Here is a 17997-nt window from a genome sequence, read left to right as displayed (position 1 = left end):
CGATCGTCAACGCCAGCGCCAGGACGCCGACAACCCTGGGTCCACTTCGGACGGACGAACGGACGGGCATGGCCTACCTCCCCCGTTGGTTTCTTCAGGCGTTAAACCATCCATTTAGATCGATGGCTTGACTAGGGCCTAAAGCCTCTTTCAGGGAGTGGCGGCCGGCGCGGAGCCGTCGGCGTGGGGAAAGGGCCGCCCCTCGCGGGACGGCCCTCTCGTCAGTCGAGCACCTCGGTCACCGTGCCGGCGGCGACCGTACGGCCGCCCTCACGGACCGCGAAGCCCAGACCGGCCTCCATCGGCACCTCCTTGCCCAGGTGCACGGTCAGGTCCACGGTGTCGCCCGGCAGGACCATCGGCAGGTCACCGAGGTCGATCGCGCCGGACACGTCCGTGGTACGGAAGAAGAACTGCGGCCGGTAGTTCGCCACGAACGGCGTGTGCCGGCCGCCCTCCTCCTTCGTCAGCGCGTACATGTGGGCCCGGAAGCTGCGGTGACCCGTGACGCTGCCCGGCAGCGCCACGACCTGCCCGCGCTGCACCTGGTCGCGCTTGATGCCGCGCAGCAGCACCGCCGCGTTGTCGCCGGCCTCGGCCTCCGGCAGCGACTTGCCGAAGGTCTCCAGGCCGATGGCCACCGTGGCGATCGTCGGCCCGAGACCGACGACCTCCACCGGCTCGCCGGCGCGCAGCGTGCCGCGCTCCACCTTGCCGGTCACGACCGTGCCCCGGCCGCTGATGGTGAGCACGTTCTCGATCGGCATCAGGAACGGCTCGCCGAGCTCGCGCGGCGGGATCGGCACGTACGCGTCCACCGCGTCGAGCAGCTCCTCGATCGAGCGCGTCCACCGGGGGTCGCCCTCGAGGGCCTTGAGCGCGCTGACCCGCACGACCGGCACCTCGTCGCCGGGGAAGCCGTACTCGGTGAGCAGCTCGCGGACCTCCAGCTCGACGAGCTCGAGCAGCTCCTCGTCCGCGACGGCGTCGCTCTTGTTGAGCGCCACCACCAGGTACGGCACCCCGACCCGCCGGGCGAGCAGCACGTGCTCACGGGTCTGCGGCATGGCGCCGTCCTGCGCGGAGACCACGAGGATCGCGCCGTCCACCTGCGCCGCCCCCGTGATCATGTTCTTCACGTAGTCGGCGTGCCCCGGCATGTCGACGTGGGCGTAGTGGCGGTGCTCGGTCTCGTACTCGACGTGCGAGATGGTGATCGTGATGCCCCGGTCGTGCTCCTCCGGGGACCTGTCGATCCCGTCGAACGCGACGTACCGGTTGGTTGCCGGGTCACGCTCGGCGAGGACCTTCGTGATGGCGGCCGTCAGGGTCGTCTTGCCGTGATCGACGTGTCCCATCGTGCCGATGTTCAGGTGTGGCTTGGTACGGACGAACTGGCTCTTGGCCATGGGGAATGTCCTTACTGGATGTAAGAAACGGGAAAGGGATGCCGGAACCCGCGCAGGGACGGACCACCCTTCCCCCGGCGGTGCCGGACTTGCGGCGGGGGAAGGGTCAGATTCGGGTATCGGCGCCGGGAAGAACGCACGCGGGAGCGGCCGGCAGGGGGAACCCCGCGGGCAGCTGCAGACCGGGCGCGAACATGGCGATCACGGTAGGCCGCAACGCCAGAGTGCGCGAGCTTATTTCAGACGCGGCCTATGTCGGCGAGCGGCGCCATCACGATGCGCGGCGTCGTCGCCGGATCCAGCCACGTGAGCACCTTCATGAGGTCGGCGCGTGGCGGACAGGGCCCACACCACGCCGAGGCCGAGCACGACGGCCGCGAGGGCGAGGCCACCGGCCAGTGTCTTGCGCACGGTGCGGACCCTACCGCCTCAGAACGAGAACTCCTCGCCCCGCGCGGAACCGCTCTGCAGCCGCTCGCCGTTGTTGAAGCGCCACGACATGACGACCTTGTACCGGCGTCCCCGCTGCGGGCTGACCGTCAGCGTGCCGCATTCCTGCGTGCGTGCGCCGTCGGTGAAGAAGAGCCGGCCGCACGTCTTGGTGGCGCCCACGGTCGATCCGGCGGCCACGTCGAGCAGACCCACCGAGATCATGCCGGTCCCGTCGCCCGGCGAGGTGAGCTTCGCCGACAGCCGGACCTTCTGGCCGACCTGGCGGCAGGGTGTCGGAACGAGCGGATTCCGGAAGTCCCATGCGATCTGCTCGTGGCATTCCCACGGGCCCTCCGTCTTCTCGATGACGGGGGCCTTCGTCTTCGCCGGCTTCGGTGTGTGGCGGGCGCGGGGCGTCGTCATCGCGCGCGCGGCCGCGGCGTGGGTGTTCGCCTGCAGCCGGTCGGCCGCCGCGCTGCCGGAGTCCTTGCGGGCGGTCGCCGACGCGGACGCGACGACGGACGGGGCCAGGGTTACGGGGCCGGCGGCGGCCGGCGACCCGGCGAGCGGCGAGCCGGCCCGCAGGTCCCCGTCGGCGCGGCCCATGTGCCACGCGGTGGTCGCGACGCCGGAGGCGACCATCGCCGCGCACACCAGCCCGATCATCGCCCAGGGCCGGGCCCATCGCCAGCTCGCCGGTTGGTTGCGCCGGCGGGGCACCGGCAGCTTGCGCATGCTCGCCAGCGAGGGGTGCAGCGGTGGCGCCGGGGCCGGCGGCTCCGGGTCGGGCGTGCGAGACCTGCGGGGCTTGGCGTCCTGCCGGGCGGCCGGCGCGGGCAGGGCCGGCGCGTCCGCCGTGGACCGGGCGACCGCACCCAGGTCGGCGACGAGCTCCGCGGCGGACGGCCGCAGCCGCGGCTTCTGCTCGAGGCAGCCGGCGATGACGTCCCAGAGCGCGTCGGGCACGCCGGGCCGGCGCTCGGGGTCGCCCTGCAGGTGCAGCCGCATCAGCTCCGTCACGGTGTCGCTGTCGTACGGCGGCCGCCCCGACACCATCTCGTAGAGCAGCACGCCGAGGGCGTACACGTCCGCGGCGGGGCTCGTGCTGGAGCTGTGGAACGCCTCGGGCGCCATGTAGTGCGGCGTGCCCACCACCGCGTTGGTGGTGGTGATGCTCGGCATGTTGAGCACCCGGGCGATGCCGAAGTCGGTGAGCCGGATGTCGAGGCGCTCGTCCTCGAGGTGCAGCAGGATGTTGTCCGGCTTGAGGTCGCGGTGCACGATGCCCAGCTCGTGCGCCTCGGCCAGCGCCGCCGCCACCTGGGCGCCCAGCCGGGCCGCCTCGGCGGGCGGCAGCGTGTGGTGCTCGCGCAGGTGGTCGCGCAGGCTGCCGCCGGGGACGAGGTCCATGACCAGGCCGAGCGATTCGCCGACGCTGAACAGGTCCCGGACGCGGACCACGTTGCGGTGCCGCAGCATCAGCAGGATCGTGCGCTCCTGCACGAAGCGGGTGACGAGGCGGGGCTGGCGCAGCAGGCTCTCGTGCAGCAGCTTGACCGCCACCGCTTCACCGGAGGCGCGGTCGACCCCGCGCCAGACCGTGCCGGTGGCGCCCTGCCCGATGGGGCGGATGAGGATGTACGAGCTGCCGACGCACCGGCCGCTCAGATCGAGGGTCGACGCGCCGTCGGAATCCGCCCGCGCGCCGCTGCTCGTGGGATCCTTGTCCACCTGTGGTCGTGTCCTTCCGCCCCGCCGCGTTTCTCCGGCAATCGACTCGGCCGACCGGAATGATGCTGTTTGTCCGTATCAATGCGCAACTCTCCACGTCGGAGTTCGCACGACAGGACGTTGTCCGCGCCGACCCGTCACCACCGGGCCCCCGCCTCGTTCCAGCCCATGAGGGGGGTGGTGAGCTGCGGAAACGCCCAGAGTGACGGGCCCGGGCGGGTGAGACCGGTGGGATCGGGCTCGGCCGGACGGTTGCATTCCTTGTGAACCGCCCGCACCGCCGGGCAGTTACGCAGATAGTTGCCACATGGGTGTCATGGCTTATCCCCTCCGGTACGCACTGGCCGACCTGGCGCTGGCGCTGAGCCGCGTCTCGGAAGACACCGGGAAGGTGTGCTCGACCGCCGCGCGGGCCGCGGCGGACATGCTCGGCGACGGCGCCGGCGTGCAGCTGCTGCGCGACGACGGGCGCTACGAGGCCATCACCTACCACCACGCCGACGACAGTCAGGCCGAGTCGTACACGCGCCTGCTCGACCGCGCCGGCGAGCTGCCCGACGACGACTTCTCCACCAGCCTCGCCGCGAGCCGGCGGCCGGTGGTGCTGGCGTCCGAGGGCACCGATCCGCTGACCGAGCTGCCCCTGCCGCGGCACTCCGCGTACGTCGACCCGGGCGTGCCCGCGCCGGCCGTGCACGCCGCCGTGCTGTGCCCGGTCATCGTCGACAACACGTACGCGGGATATCTGGCCCTCACCCGCGCCACCCCCGGCACGATCTACTCACCCGCCGAGGTGGAGCTCGCCCGTGACATCGCCGGTGAGCTGTCGCTGGCGCTGTCGTCGGCCCGGGCCATGGAGCGGCTGCGGGCCAGCGAGGAGCGGTACCGCCGGGTGCTGGAGACCATCCCGGAGGGGGTGCTGCAGCTCGACGAGACCGGCGTGGCGACGTACGCCAACGAGCCCATCGGTGTGGTGCTCGGCCTGCCCCGCGCCCAGCTCGTCGGCGTCTCCCTGCGCGGCTTCCTCGACGAGCACGGCCAGGCGGACCTGACCCGGCGGCTGGCCGAGTGCAAGGCCGGACGCTCCACCGTGGGCGCCACCAGCCTGCTGCGCGCCGACGGTTCCCGGCGCAGCGTCCGGATGAGCATGATGCCGATCGAGGACGGGAGACGGCACCGCGGCGTGCTGTGCATGGTCACCGACACCACCGACCACATCGACGCCAAGGGCCTCAAACGCCAGCTCGACCACCTGCGCCGGCTCGACAGCATGGGCCAGCTCATCGGCGGCATCTCGCACGACTTCAACAACCTCATGACCGTGGTCGCCGGCTCCGCCGACATGATCGCGACGACGACGGCCGAAGGCAGCCCGCAGCACCAGATGGCACAGGACATCCTGCAGGCGGTCGCCACGGGCCGGACGCTGACCCATCAGCTGCTCGCCTTCGGGCGTACGGAAGGCAACCGGCCCGAGATCATCCCCATCCCGGACCTGCTCACCGACGTGCAGAGCCTGTTCAGCCGCACCCTGGGCGAACGGATCGGGCTCGACCTGGCCTTCGGTCCCGACGTGTGGCCCGTCCGCGCCGAGCGCGGCCCGCTCGAGCAGGCCCTGGTGAACCTCGCCGCGAACGCCCGCGACGCGATGCTGCACGGCGGCATGCTCCGCGTCGCCGCCACCAACGAGGTGGTGGAGCCCGGCCAGCTCGCCGAGGGCGCCCCCGCCGGCCGCTGCGTGCACCTGGTCATCCAGGACACCGGCGTGGGCATGAGCGACGAGACCCGCCGGCGCGCGCTCGAACCGTTCTTCACCACCCGGCCCACCGCGGCCGGCCTCGGCCTGGCCACGGCGGCGGGCATCGTGCAGGGCCTCGGCGGGCACATCACGCTGGAATCGCAGCCCCGGATGGGTACGACCGTCCACCTGTACCTGCCGGCGGCCGAGGAGCGGCCCTCCCCCGCCGTGGACCGCCGCGTCACCCCGGCGGTCATCGGCCGCGTCCTCATCGTCGAGGACCAGCCGGAGGTGGCCCAGCTCGTGCAGCGCCTCATCGAACCGGCCGGCTACGAGATCACGGTGGCCACCGACGCGCTCACCGCGGTCGGCCAGGTCGCCGCGGGCGCGCACCCGGACCTGCTGATCACCGACGTGGTGATGCCCACGATGACCGGCCCGGAACTCGCGTCGGCGCTGCGGACGCACCGCCCGGACCTGCCGGTCCTCTACATGTCCGGCTACACGGCGGCGTCGCTCGGGCCGCAGCTGCACCTCGACGCCAACAGCATGCTGGTGGAGAAGCCCTTCACCCGCTCGACGCTGCTCGGCGCCATCCGGGCCCTGTGCGGCCCCCAGCCGCCGAAGCCCGGCTCCTGACCGCGAAGGTGCCAGTTCCTGGCACCTTCGCGGGGCAGAATCGCGGTCATGCCGAAGACGTCCGCCCGCCTGCTGGCCCTGCTGTCGCTGCTGCAGACCCGCCGCGACTGGCCCGGGACGCTGCTCGCCGACCGCCTCGAGATCAGCCTGCGAACGGTACGCCGCGACGTCGACCGGCTGCGGGAGCTGGGCTATCCGATCGCCGCGATCAAGGGGCCGGACGGCGGCTACCGGCTGCGCGCCGGCACCGAGCTGCCCCCGCTGCTGTTCGACGACGACCAGGCGGTCGCCCTCACCGTCGCCCTGCAGATCGCCGCCACCACCGCCGGCAACGGTCTCGCCGAGGACGCCGCCCGCGCGCTGACCACCGTCCGCCAGGTCATGCCGTCCCGGCTGCGGCACCGCATCGACGCCGTACGGGTCACCGCCGTCGACCGGCCCACCACCCGACCGGCGGCGACCGTGGACGGCGACGTGCTCCTGGCGCTCGGCTCCGCCGTCCACGCGCGGGAGATCCTGCGCTTCGACTACGGCTCCGGGACCACCGACCGGCCCCCGCGCCGGGTCGAACCGCACCACGTGGTCACCTGGGACGGCCGCTGGTACCTGATCGCGTTCGACCTCGACCGCGACGACTGGCGGACGTTCCGCGCCGACCGGATGCTGCTGCGGACGCCCAACGGCCCCCGCTTCACCCCGCGGGAGATGCCGGGCGGGGACGTCGCCACGTACGTCACCAGCACCTTCCGTGGCTCGGCCGACGCCTCGGGGACCTGGCCCTGCCGGGGCACGGTGATCCTCGGCGCGCCGGCCGCCACGGTCGCCACCTACACCCGCGACGGCATCGTCGAGGAGGCCGGCCCCGGCCGCTGCCGGCTCACCCTGGGCTCCTGGTCGTGGCCGGGCCTGGCCGCCGCCTTCGCCCGCTACGACGCCGACATCGAAGTCGTGGGGCCACGCGAGCTCGCCGATGCCTTCGCCCAGCTGGCCGATCGCTTCCACCAGGCCGTGGCAGGCAACCCCTAACGCTCAGCGGCGGCGCGGGCCAGCAGGTGGAAGGCCTGGGCCTCGCTGGACGCCCCGGGGCGGTCGAAGTGCGGCGAGGCCGCCGCGCCGCGGACGACGCCGTACCGGTCGAGCTGCCGGGTCGCCGCAGCGAGCAGGTCGCGGCCGGTGTCCGCGTACGCCGGGGGAAGCCAGCCGTCGGCCGCGCCGGTGAGGGCGGCGTACGCGAACATCTGCGCGGCGTTGGTCTCCGGGAAGGTCGACGGGTCGTCGAGGACGTCGTGGAACAGCCCGTCGTCGCGGCGCAGGCGCAGGCAGGCGTCGAGGACCTCGCGGGCGTGGGCGGCGAGCCGGTCGCGTTCCGGGAAGGCCGGGACCAGGCGCAGCGTCCGGGCCACCGCAGCCACCACCCAGCCGTTCCCGCCGCCCCAGTGATCGGCCCGGCGCAGCGCACCGGTGTCCTCCGACCAGATCGCCGAGTACAGGCCGTCGTGGCAGAGCCGTGCGCGGTGGCCCTCGATCTGCTGCCACGCCAGGTCCGGGCGGCCGCTGAGCGCGAGGAAGGGCACCACCATGTAGACGGTGTCCGCCCAGGCCTCGCGACCGCCGAGCAGGTGGAAGAGCGTGCCGTCCGCGGCCCGGGGCGCGTCGGCGGCCAGCCAGGCGAGCTGGCGCCGGGCCGCCTCGGCGAAGACCGGATCACCGGTACGCGCGTACGCCGCCAGTACCGCCTCGCCGCAGCAGGCGCCGTTGACCGCCCCGGCCTCCCCGTCCACGTCGCCGAGGCGGCCGTCGGCGCTCTGCCGGGCCACGGCCGCCTCGGCGAGCAGCAGCGCGAGGTCGTCGTGACCGAGGTCGAGCGCGGCCTGCGCGGCGACACCCTGCTCCCACGACTGGCGTTGCATCGCCAGCAGCGCAGTGAGGACCCGCGAGCTCATGTGAACAGGGCGCTCACGGACTCTCCGTTGTGGATGCGGCGGATCGCCTCGGCGAGCGCCGGCGCCACGGAGAGCACGGTCAGCTTGTCCGTACGGTTCGCCGCCGGGATCGGCACGGTGTTCGTGCAGACGATCTCCTCGACGTCCTTCTCCGCCGAGAGCCGCTGCACCGCGTCGGCGGCGAACAGGCCGTGCGTGCAGGCCACCCGGATGCTGCGGGTGTTGCGCTCGCGCAGCCGGCCGAGCAGCTCGAAGACCGTGCTGCCCTTGGCGATCTCGTCGTCGAGGATGATCACGTCGCGGTCCGCCACCTCGCCGATCACCGAGCTGATCACGACCTTGTCGTCGGCGTACCGCTGCTTCGCGCCGGCGGCCACCTCGATGCCGAGCATCCGGGCGAAGGCCGCCGCCTCCTTGGCGTTGCCGAGGTCCGGTGAGACCACGACGGTGTTGCTGAGGTCGTAGCCACGGAAGTGGTTGGCCAGTTCCCGCAACGCGTGCAGGTGGTCGACCGGGACGCTGAAGAAGCCGTGCACCTGCGGGGAGTGCAGGGTCATGGCGAGGATCCGGTGCGCGCCCGCGGTCTGCAGGAGGTCGGCGACGAGACGGCCGCCGATCGAGATGCGCGGGGCGTCCTTCTTGTCGCTGCGGGCGTACGCGTAATGCGGCAGCACGACGGTGATCCGCCCGGCCGACGCGCCGCGGGCGGCGTCGAGCATGAACAGCAGCTCGACGAGGTTCTCCTGGACCGGGGGCACGAGCGGCTGGATGAGGAACACGTCGCGCTCGCGGCAGTTGCCCTGCAGCTGCACCTCGATGCAGTCGTTGGCGAACCGTGAGGTCCGCGCGGGCAGCAGCGGCACGCCGAGGTGCTCGCAGATCTCCTTCGCGAGGTCGGGGTGGGCGTTTCCGGTGAACACGGCGATGTCACGCACGGGCACACCCTAATGTCCGCGATTCCGACACGGACGGGCGACCACCGGGTCCCTGACCAGGCCGGGCCGTCTACCCGACCGGCACCACCGTCGCCGTGATCGTGATCGCCGAGGTGAGCGAGTTGGCGATGTAGCACTCCTCGTGCGCCTGCTCGACGAGCCGCCGTACCAGCTCCTCGTCGGTGCCCGGCGCGACGTGGACGACCGGGTTGAGCTCGATCCGCTCGATCCGCGCCCGGCGCAGGTCCTCGCCGAGGTGGCCGGTGGAGTCGTCGGTGTAGCGCACCACGTCGAGGTGCTTGCGCGCCGCCAGCGACAGGAACGACAGCATCTGGCACGAGCTCGCCGCCAGGACGAGCAGCTGTTCCGGGTTGAGCAGCTCTTCGTCGCCGCGGAAGTGCGGGTCGGCGCTCAGCCGCAGGGAGGCCTCGGCGGGCGGAGCGGTCGCCGAGTGGGCCCTCGAGTAGGCCCGGTAGCCCTGCCCCGTGGAGCCGTCCCATTCCAGCCGCGCGTGATGCGAAAGTCCCATGGTCGTCACCCTAAGGGAGGCGTCAGAGCCAGCCGCGCCGCTTCAGGTACGCGTACAGCCCGCCGGCCGACACCACGATGAGCGCCGTGCTCACCACGAAGCCGGACAGGTGCTCGTAGCCCCAGTAGGGCACGTTCTGACCGAAGAAGCCGGTGAGCGCGGTCGGCACGGCGATGATGGCGGCCCAGGCGGCCAGCTTGCGGGTCACGTCGTTGAGCTGGTTGCTCTGCTCGTTGAGATCGGCTTCCAGCAGGCCGTTGATGCGTTCCCGGGCGCTGTCGATGGTCTCCGTGGCGCGCCGGGCGTGGTCGTCGATGTCGCGGTAGTACGGCGCCAGACGCTCGTCCACCAGGCCCGTCTCGGCGCGCAGTACGGTGGCGATGACGTCGGGCATCGGCGCGACCGGCCGGCGCAGGGCGGCGAGGGCCTTGCGCAGCGCGAAGCCGTACATCCGCACGGGCCTCGGCGCGCCGCCCTCGTCCAGGATCGCGTCCTCGGCGTCGTCCATCGCCTCGTCGAGCGCGCGGGCGGCCGCGAACTGCCCGTCGACGACGACGTCGAGCAGGCCGTACACGAGGAACGCGACCCCGCCGTCGCGGGCGAGCTCGCTGTCGGCGTCCCAGCGGCGGATGAACGGCGTCAGGTCGCTCTCGGACTTGCGTACGGTGATCAGCGCGCGATCGGTGACGAACGAGCTGATCTCCGCTTTCCGCACCTGGGGATCGCCGTCGCCGGTGGTGACCTGCACGGCGTACACGTTCATGAAGAGGTGGCCGGGATACCGGTCGATCTTGGGCCGCTGGTGGTCGTGCACCGCGTCCTCGACGGCGAGCGGGTGCAGCCCGAACTCGGCGGCGACGGCCTCGAGGTCCGGTAGGTCCGGGTCGAACAGGTCGAGCCAGACCACGGCCTTGGGGTGCTCCTCCAGCAGCCGCGGGATGTCGGCGGCGCCGAAGCCCTCGGCCACGACGCCGCCGCCCTCGTAGAGCCGGGTGGTGGTGGGACAGATCTGTGTCACAACACAGCACTATGCCCCCACGCCCGGGGTTCCAGCCGCGCGGGAGCGGCGACGGCGACCGCTACAGTCGGCCCTCGATGAATACCGACATCTACGACGTCATCAGCCGCCGCCGCGACGTACGCGCCGAGTTCACCGGCGACCCCGTGCCGGCGGACGTCCTGCACCGGATCCTCACCGCCGCGCACGCCGCGCCCAGCGTGGGCCTCTCGCAGCCGTGGGACTTCGTCCTCGTCCACGACGAGCACACCCGCCGCCGCTTCCACGACCACGTGCAGCACGAACGCGCCACCTTCGCCGCGACCCTGAGCGGCGCCGAGGCCGAGCGCTTCGCCCGGATCAAGATCGACGGCGTGCTGGAGGCGGGCCTGTCGGTGGTGGTCACGTACGATCCTCAGCGCGGCGCGCCCGCGGTCCTCGGCCGGCACGCGATCGCCGACGCGGGCCTCTACTCGGTGTGCCTGGCGATCCAGAACCTGTGGCTGGCCGCGACCGCGGAGGGGCTCGGCGTGGGCTGGGTGTCGTTCTACCGCGAGGAGTTCCTGGCCGAGCTGCTCGGCATCCCGGCCGGCGTACGGCCCGTCGCCTGGCTCTGCCTCGGCCCGGTGACCCACCTGGAGACCGTGCCGGACCTCGAACGGCACGGCTGGCGTACGCGCACCCCGCTGGCGGACCTCATCCACCACGACCGCTGGTGACCGGCCCGGGGCGGACCAGGAGCAGGGCGATGTCGTCGCGCCGGCTCGGCGCCGCCGCGAGCAGCAGCTCGCACAGCCGGTCCCCGGGCAGGCGCCGGTTGGCGTCGAGCAGCCGGACGACCCGCCTGATGCCCGCGTCGACCATGCGTCCCGGCTCCTCCACCAGCCCGTCGGTGTAGAGCAGCAGGGTCGAGCCGGCCGGCAGTGTCCGGTGGTGTGTGGTGCGCTGCGGACAGGGCACCGGGCCGAGCAACGGTTCCGGCTGCTCCCACCACACCTCGACGCCGCCGCCCGGGCGGACCACCAGGGGCGGCAGGTGCCCGGCGCTGGCGAAGCTGACGGCGTGCCCGCGCGGGTCGCGGACGAGGCGGGCCAGCAGCATCGTGGCCATCACGGGCACCGCCATGCCGTCCACGGCCGAGTGCACCTGCCGCAGCACCCTGCCGGGCTCGTCCGTGCGTCCGTACGCGTTGCCCCGCACCAGATTTCGCAGCTGCCCCATCGCCGCGGCGGCTTCGATGTCGTGGCCGCACACATCGCCCACCGCCAGCATCACCGAGCCGTCGGGTTGCTCGAACGCGTCGTACCAGTCGCCGCCCACGGTGGTGTCCGGGCCGGCCGGAAGGTAGCGGGCGTGCAGCTCCACGCCGGGGATGACCGGCAGCGTCCCGAGCAGGCTGCGCTGCAGCACCTCGGTGACGTGCCGGTGCCGCCGCTGCAGCCGGACGCCCTCGACGGCCGGCCCGGCGGCCCGGCCGGCGTGCACCACGGTCGCGGCCTCCGCGCCGGAGAACCACCCCCGGCCGGACCCGGCGAGGACGACGCCGAGGACCGAGCCCGTCGCCGGCGCGACGATCGGCACGCTCAGGTACGCGAGGCAGCCGGTCTCCCGGACCAGCGCGGCGGTTCGCTCGTCGGCGCCGCGAACCTGGATGCCCCGCGGCGCCTCGGCATCTGCCGGGCGGGTGAGAACGGTCAGGTGGCTGCCCCCGGCGTACCCCTCGGCCTCCGTGCGGGCCAGCCGGCGCACGGCCGCGACCGGGCAGGGTCCGGCGTAGCGGACGGCGATCCCGGCGGGGTCGTCCACCAGGACGGCGGCGGCCCAGCCAGCCGTCCCGGGGACCAGCGCGGCCACGACGCACTCCAGCACGGCCGGGACGCTGTCCGCCCGGGCCAGCCGTTCGGCCAGCCGTACGCGGGCCGCGAAGTGCGTCCGCGCGCCCTCGGCCCGTACCCGGGCCTCGTCGGCGAGCCCGCACGCGATCCGCACCCGCAGCTCCGACGAGCACGCCACGGCGAGGTCCGCCACGACGGCCAGCTCCGCCGGCGTCCACTCGCGCGGCCGGTCGTCGATGGCGCACAGCGCGCCGAGCACCTGGCCGTCGACATCGGTGAGCGGGAACCCCGCGTACGCCACCACGGCGAGACCGGGAATTGCGAGGCAGTCACCGGCCTGCGGGTCTGTACGCGTGTCCCGGAAGATCCTGGGCCGCCCCTCCCGGACCACGTGCCGGCAGATCGAGTGGCTCAGCGGGGTCTCCCGCTTGGTGTTCCAGGGTTCCGGCAGCCCGGCGGCGCCCGGGAAGAACTGCCGGTCGGCGTCCACCAGCGACACCAGGGTGACCGGCACGCCGAGCAGCCGACACACCATGGCGGCGATCCGGTCGAACGTCTCGTCCGGCGCCGCGGCGAGGCACGAGCGGTGCAGCGACCGCAGCCGGACCGGATCGGTGAGCACGGGGTCACGCGGTCGATCGCATCGCGTCATGGGGTCCTCCGGTGGGCTGCGGCACCACCTGCGCACCGGCGCGCCCACGCCTCGGCCCCCACCGACAGGTCGCGCAGCCACGTTACCCGCGCGCGAGCCCGCCCACGATCACCCGTAGGTGGACGTCTCACGCGGCCGTGCAGGCGGCTCCGTTCAGCGCGAAGGACGCCGGGCGGGGGTTGCTTCCGGTGTGGGTGCCGTTGAAGCCGAAGCTCACCGTCGCGCCGGGGGCGAGGGTTCCGTTGTAGGCCGTGTTCCGGGCGGTCACCTGGGTGCCGGCCTGGGTGACCTCCGCGGACCAGGCCTGGGTCACCTTCTGCCCTGCGGCGTACGCGAAGGTCAGCGTCCAGCCGGTCACCGCGGTGGGCCCGTTGGTCACGGTGACCGTCGCGGTGAAGCCGGAACTCCAGTCGTTGGTGCTGTACGCGACCCGGCACCCGGACGCCGGCGAGGGCTGCGACGGCGACGGCTGGGACGGTGACGGCTGGGAAGGAGAGGGCGACGGCTGCGACGGTGAGGGCGACGGCTGCGACGGCGACGGGCTCGGGTTCGCGCCGCCCGGTTCGTCGCCCCACACGCGCGTGGTGCCGTCGTACAACGGCACGCCCGTGTTCGGACCGGCCGCCGCCTGGTACGACGGGTCGTCCGTGGGATCCCACGTGCCACCCTCGACGACGCCGATCTTGAGCTGCACCTCCATCCGGTGCGCGGACTGCCCGGCCGGCGCGATCGTGTAGCCGGTGCAGTCGACCTCGACGTACCAGACGTCGCCGGAGTACTGCTTCGCCGCGGCCGGCGCCGGGCAGCCCTGTGTGTACGGCGAGCTGACCGTCAGCGCCGCGTCGCCGTCGCGGGTGAAGTAGTAACGGAACTTGCCCGCGGTCAGCGCCCGCGCGGGGAACGCGGACTTGTTGTAGATGACGACCTTGACCCCGGTGGACCGGGTCTCGTTCTGCATGATCGTGGTCTCGACCGACAGCTCCGCCATGTCCGGCTTCTCGGGCTGCGGGAAGTTCGCGAGCGGCGCGCCGCCGTACTCGCCGTAGAGGCGGGCCACGGCTGAGGTGAACCCGGCGTTGTAGTCGGTGGCCACCTCGTTCATCACGTAGTCGCTGCGCTTGTCGGTGTACGCGTCGTCCGGCGACGAAGGACCGCCGACCAGCGCGCCGTACAGGGTGTGCCGGGTCTGCTCGGGCACCTGCTGGCTGTCCCACCAGGAGCCGTGCGCCGTACGGTGATGGGGGTTCTTCGGCGGGTTGGCGCCGAAGCCGATCACGTAGCTGGAGTTGCGCGGGTTGTCGCCGAGGGCGTAATTGATCTGCTTGACGGCGAAGTCGTGGTAGCGCTGCTTGCGGGTGGCGTCGGCGATGTGGTCACTGTGGACGAGCGCGACGAACGCGGTGTTGGCGGCGTAGCGCAGGGCGCCCCAGCTGTCCACGACCACCATGCCGCCGGGTGAGGTGCGGACCTTTTCGCCGTTGACGCCGACGGTGAACCAGTCGAGCCAGCGGTTGGCGTCGTCGAGGTACTTCTGCTTGCCGGTCAGCTGGGCGAGCAGCACGTAGGTGCCGTACTGCTTGTTGTCCCAGGAGATCGTCCACTTGTACATCTTGGTGCTGGTCTGGTTCTCGTTGCCCTGGGCGTCGTAGCCGGCCTCGGCCTTGGCCAGGTAGGAGGCGTCACCGGTGGCCCGGTGCAGCCAGATGGCGCCCCACACCAGCTCGTCGGCGTACCCGCTCCAGGACTTGTAGAAGGCGGTCGCGTCGGTGATGCACTCGTGGTAGCTCTTCCGGACCGTGTCGGCGAACGTGTAGAGCTGCTTGGCGTGGGTCAGCAGGGTGTCCGCGTACGCCCGGTCGGTGGCGCGGAAGACCATCGAGCTGGCTGCCATCGCGGCCGCCGTCTCCGCGGCCAGCTCCGTGCCACCACAGCTGGCATCGATCTTGTACGCGGGCCGCGCCATCGGCAGCACCTCGGCCGGGCCCCACCACTTGTGGTCGTCGTCGCCCTTGCCGACCTGCCCGTACAGCACGTTGGGCGAGGGGTGCGCCTTGATGAAGTAGTCGTTGGGCACGCGCAGGTTGTTCAGCAGGTGGGTGAGCTGGCCGGAGCTCGCATACGCGTCCCGGTTCTCGACCGCACCCCAGGCGAGCATGGTCGTGGTGAACGCCATCGGCAGGCCGAACTTCACGTGGTCGCCGGCGTCGAACCAGCCGCCGGTGAGGTCGAGCCCGACGTCGGAGCCGTCGCGCATCGCCGAGTCGCCGCGCCAGGACACCCGGTTCCACGCCGGCTTCTTGCCGGACACCTGGGCCTCGTAGAACAACAGCGACTTCTGCAGCGCCTCGCCGTAGCTGTGGGCGGGGGCGGCGGACGCGCCCTCGGGGGCGACGATCCAGGCCAGGCCGAGCGCCAGCACGGCCAGCAGGGTACGCACTCTCATGACCGGCTCCTCGCAGGCAACGAAGTGACCGCCATCGTTGCATGGGAGCGCTCCCAGAGGCAATGATCGTCAGTTCACCAGCGGATCTCCGAGCAGCCGCTCGAAGGCCAGCTCGGCGGCGCCGATCAGCGCCGCGTCCTCCCCCAGGCCCGGCGTCCGCAGCCGGACCTGCTCGCGGCAGGCCGGCAGCGCGACCGCGTTCATGCGGCTGCGGATGTGCGCGGCGGCGACCAGATAGATGTCGCGCAGCGTGCCGCCGAAGACGACCGCCTCCGGGTTGACGATGTTCGCCAGGTTGCCCACGCCGAACCCGAGCCACCCGCCGACCTCGCGGATCGCCGACTGCGCCCGGTTGTCGCCGCGCATCGCCGCCGCGACCACGCCCAGCACCGCCTCCCGCCCGGACTCGCCGGACCGGCCGGCGTGCTCGAGCAGGGCCCGCTCGCCGATCTCCGTCTCCCAGCAGCCGCGCGACCCGCACGGGCACGGCCGGCCGTACGGGTTCACCACCACGTGCCCGACCTCGCCGCCGCGGCCCAGCGTGCGGCGGCCGTCCGCGACGATGCCCGCGCCGACGCCGATGTCGCCGTACAGGTAGAGGACGTTGTCGCAGCCCGCGGCGGCGCCCCGGCTGTGCTCGGCGAGGGCGGAGACCTCGGCGTGGTTGCCCACGCTCACCCGGCCCGGCACGCCGAGCTCGCCGGCCGTCAGATCCTCGATCTGGCGCCGCGGCACCAGGACCGCCGTCCCGTCCGCGGCCCGGGACCGGCCGACGACGGCGACGCCGGTGCCCACGAACCGCGCGTCGTCCGGGACCTCCCGGGTCATGTCACGCACGAAGGCCGCGAGCGGGCGCACCGCATCCGGTACGGGCATGCCGGGCGGGCGCGGCGCCTCCCGGCGGTCGAGGATGCGGCCGCCCAGCCCCACGCGGGCCGCCCGGACCCGGTCCACCTCGATGCTCAGCGCGTACGCGTAGACCGTCGCCGACCGGGGCCGGACGACCAGTGAGGGTCGCCCGGCCCGGCCGGTGTCGCGCTGGGTGCGCTCGAAGACGAGCCCGGCGGCCGCGAGGTCCGCCGTGAGCGCGCCGATGGTGCTGCGGTTGAGGCCCAGCCGGGTGGTGAGCTCCGCACGGGACGTCGCGCCGTGCACGTGGACGTACCGCAGCAGCGTGCCCAGGTTGTGCCGGCGGACCTCCTCCCGGCTGGGTGCGGCCCTCATCGCGTGCCGGTGGCAGCCGCCCTGCGCCGGGCCAGGGCGTCGACGCTGGCCGCGACGAGCAGGATCAGACCCGTGAAGATGAACTTCTGACCGGACGAGAAGCCCATCAGCCCCATGCCGTTGTCGATGACGGCGATGACCGCGCCGCCGATGACCGCGTTGATGACCTTGCCCTTGCCGCCGAAGAGGCTGGTGCCGCCGATCACCGCCGCGCCCACCGAGTACAGCAGGATGTTGCTGCCGCCGGTGTTCGGGTCCACCGAGCTGGCCCGGCTGACCGCCAGGATGCCGCCGATGGCCGCCATGAAGGACCCGATCACGAACACCGAGATGCGGATCCGGTCGACCGGGATGCCGGCCCGGCGGGCCGCCTCGGTGTTGCCGCCGACCGCGTAGACGTGCCGGCCGTACGTGGTCCGCCCCAGCACGAACGTCCACAGGATCAGGAACGCCGCGATGATCGGCACCACGATGGGTACGCCCTTGAGCGAGTTGATCGCCGGGTTGACGGCCCGCTCCTGGGTCAGCACGGCCGTGGTGGCGAGCACGACCGCGCCGAGCCCGCCCACGCGCAGCAGCACGATGCCGATGGGGTCGGTCGTCAGCCCCCGCGCCGCCCGGCCGCGCCGCCGGCTCAGCTGCACCAGCGCGTACCCGGCCACCGCCGCGACGGCGAGGATCCAGCTCCACAGCACCGGGATGTTCTTGTTGTTCAGCGCGATGACGAACGGGTCGCGGATGGAGATGTTCACGCCGCCGCCGAGCAGCACCAGCAGCAGCCCCTGGAAGCCGAGGAACGCCGCCAGCGTCACCACGAACGACGGGATGCCGACCTTCGCGATCAGCAGGCCGAGGACCAGCCCGATCACCAGGCCGGTGAGCAGGGCGGCCGGGATCGCTCCGTACCAGGGCCAGCCGTGGTTGGTCAGCAGGATGGCCATGACCGCGCCGCAGACGCCGCTGGCGAAGCCGGCGGACAGGTCGATCTCGCCCAGCAGCAGCACGAAGATCAGGCCCATCGCGATGAACACGACCTGCGCGCCCTGGTTGAACAGGTTGGCGAAGTTGAGCGGGCTGGTGAACGTCTCCCGGGCGACGGCGAAGATCAGCGAGAGCACGATCAGGCCCAGGACGGCCGGCAGGCTGCCCAGGTCGCCACCGCGGACCCGCCTCCAGTAGTCGTGCAGGTGACTGGCCACCGTCGGCTGGGCGACCTCGACGCCGCCGGCCGTGGTGGTGTGCGTGGCGCTGGTGGTCACTGGTCGCCTCCGGGCGTGATGTCGACGACGAGGCCGTCGCCGTTGGCCTCCGGGCGCTCCGGCGGCAGGCCGAACGAGCCGCTGCGGCCGGCCGTGATCAGCTCGACCACCTGCGAGTGCGTCACCTCGTTGGTCCTGACCTGGGCGGCCATCCGGCCGAGGTAGAGGGCGGCGATGCGGTCGGAGACGGCGAAGACGTCGTTCATGTTGTGCGAGATGAGCACGACGCCG

At 72.7% G+C, this 17997-nt stretch carries 13 protein-coding genes and 1 pseudogene; 3 read left to right on the top strand and 11 right to left on the bottom strand.

What is annotated here, in order from left to right:
- Positions 1 to 221: 221 nt before the first annotated feature.
- Positions 222 to 1409 carry an elongation factor Tu gene (gene tuf / locus AB0K03_RS40430; protein WP_364697251.1) on the bottom strand — a complete coding sequence of 396 codons (1188 nt, stop codon included), beginning with the start codon at positions 1407 to 1409 and terminating at the stop codon, positions 222 to 224.
- Positions 1410 to 1838: 429 nt separating this feature from the next.
- On the bottom strand, positions 1839 to 3572 hold the full coding sequence (locus AB0K03_RS40425; RefSeq protein WP_364697248.1) for a serine/threonine-protein kinase: 1734 nt from the start codon (positions 3570 to 3572) through the stop codon (positions 1839 to 1841).
- A gap of 316 nt (positions 3573 to 3888) precedes the next feature.
- Between AB0K03_RS40425 and AB0K03_RS40420 the strand changes: the two genes are divergently transcribed.
- Together AB0K03_RS40420 and AB0K03_RS40415 are read left to right on the top strand one after the other, a co-directional pair.
- Entirely contained in the window at positions 3889 to 5949 is a 2061-nt protein-coding gene (locus tag AB0K03_RS40420; protein ID WP_364697245.1) for a response regulator, read from the top strand.
- Between the two features lie 48 nt (positions 5950 to 5997).
- Positions 5998 to 6975: a YafY family protein gene (locus tag AB0K03_RS40415; RefSeq protein WP_364697242.1), complete on the top strand. Its 978-nt coding sequence runs from the start codon at positions 5998 to 6000 to the stop codon at positions 6973 to 6975.
- Here AB0K03_RS40415 and AB0K03_RS40410 read toward each other — a convergent pair.
- From AB0K03_RS40410 to AB0K03_RS40395, 4 genes are all read right to left on the bottom strand, one after another.
- Entirely contained in the window at positions 6972 to 7892 is a 921-nt protein-coding gene (locus tag AB0K03_RS40410; RefSeq protein WP_364697239.1) for a glycoside hydrolase family 88 protein, read from the bottom strand. The genes AB0K03_RS40415 and AB0K03_RS40410 overlap by 4 nt on opposite strands.
- Positions 7889 to 8827, bottom strand: a complete 939-nt coding sequence (locus AB0K03_RS40405) for a ribose-phosphate pyrophosphokinase (protein ID WP_364697236.1) — start codon at positions 8825 to 8827, stop codon at positions 7889 to 7891. Before AB0K03_RS40405 ends, AB0K03_RS40410 begins: the two co-directional genes overlap by 4 nt.
- A gap of 70 nt (positions 8828 to 8897) precedes the next feature.
- Positions 8898 to 9356: an OsmC family protein gene (locus AB0K03_RS40400; RefSeq protein ID WP_364697233.1), complete on the bottom strand. Its 459-nt coding sequence runs from the start codon at positions 9354 to 9356 to the stop codon at positions 8898 to 8900.
- A 22-nt stretch (positions 9357 to 9378) separates the two neighbouring features.
- On the bottom strand, positions 9379 to 10374 hold the full coding sequence (locus AB0K03_RS40395; protein WP_364697230.1) for a magnesium transporter CorA family protein: 996 nt from the start codon (positions 10372 to 10374) through the stop codon (positions 9379 to 9381).
- Positions 10375 to 10451: 77 nt separating this feature from the next.
- Here AB0K03_RS40395 and bluB point away from each other — a divergent pair, with 77 nt between their 5' ends.
- A complete protein-coding gene (gene bluB / locus AB0K03_RS40390; protein ID WP_364697227.1) occupies positions 10452 to 11072 on the top strand; it encodes a 5,6-dimethylbenzimidazole synthase in 621 nt (206 codons plus the stop codon).
- Here the strand turns inward: bluB and AB0K03_RS40385 are convergent.
- The 5 genes and pseudogenes from AB0K03_RS40385 to AB0K03_RS40365 form a co-directional block, all read right to left on the bottom strand.
- Positions 11050 to 12810: a GAF domain-containing SpoIIE family protein phosphatase gene (locus AB0K03_RS40385; RefSeq protein ID WP_364697224.1), complete on the bottom strand. Its 1761-nt coding sequence runs from the start codon at positions 12808 to 12810 to the stop codon at positions 11050 to 11052. The genes bluB and AB0K03_RS40385 overlap by 23 nt on opposite strands.
- Positions 12811 to 12967: 157 nt before the next feature.
- Entirely contained in the window at positions 12968 to 15283 is a 2316-nt protein-coding gene (locus AB0K03_RS40380) for a glycoside hydrolase family 9 protein (protein ID WP_364697221.1), read from the bottom strand.
- Between the two features lie 69 nt (positions 15284 to 15352).
- On the bottom strand, positions 15353 to 16507 hold the full coding sequence (locus AB0K03_RS40375) for an ROK family transcriptional regulator (RefSeq protein ID WP_364697218.1): 1155 nt from the start codon (positions 16505 to 16507) through the stop codon (positions 15353 to 15355).
- Complete coding sequence (locus AB0K03_RS40370) at positions 16504 to 17766, bottom strand: ABC transporter permease subunit (protein WP_364697215.1); 1263 nt, start codon at positions 17764 to 17766, stop codon at positions 16504 to 16506. The genes AB0K03_RS40375 and AB0K03_RS40370 overlap by 4 nt, the downstream gene beginning before the upstream one ends.
- Positions 17763 to 17997, bottom strand: a pseudogene (locus tag AB0K03_RS40365) (sugar ABC transporter ATP-binding protein); the annotation flags it as partial. The gene AB0K03_RS40370 and the pseudogene AB0K03_RS40365, both read right to left, overlap by 4 nt.

It is taken from the genome of Actinoplanes sp. NPDC049316 (genome assembly GCF_040677315.1).
Lineage (GTDB): Bacteria > Actinomycetota > Actinomycetes > Mycobacteriales > Micromonosporaceae > Actinoplanes.
This window is presented reverse-complemented; position numbering and strand designations above follow the sequence as displayed.

Bases quoted from the DNA above. Each gene is read 5' to 3' on its own strand.
- tuf (WP_364697251.1), bottom strand. From the start codon at position 1,409: ATGGCCAAGAGCCAGTTCGTCCGTACCAAGCCACACCTGAACATCGGC.
- AB0K03_RS40420 (WP_364697245.1), top strand. From the start codon at position 3,889: ATGGCTTATCCCCTCCGGTACGCACTGGCCGACCTGGCGCTGGCGCTG.
- AB0K03_RS40415 (WP_364697242.1), top strand. From the start codon at position 5,998: ATGCCGAAGACGTCCGCCCGCCTGCTGGCCCTGCTGTCGCTGCTGCAG.
- AB0K03_RS40410 (WP_364697239.1), bottom strand. From the start codon at position 7,892: ATGAGCTCGCGGGTCCTCACTGCGCTGCTGGCGATGCAACGCCAGTCG.
- AB0K03_RS40400 (WP_364697233.1), bottom strand. From the start codon at position 9,356: ATGGGACTTTCGCATCACGCGCGGCTGGAATGGGACGGCTCCACGGGG.
- bluB (WP_364697227.1), top strand. From the start codon at position 10,452: ATGAATACCGACATCTACGACGTCATCAGCCGCCGCCGCGACGTACGC.
- AB0K03_RS40380 (WP_364697221.1), bottom strand. From the start codon at position 15,283: ATGAGAGTGCGTACCCTGCTGGCCGTGCTGGCGCTCGGCCTGGCCTGG.
- AB0K03_RS40375 (WP_364697218.1), bottom strand. From the start codon at position 16,507: ATGAGGGCCGCACCCAGCCGGGAGGAGGTCCGCCGGCACAACCTGGGC.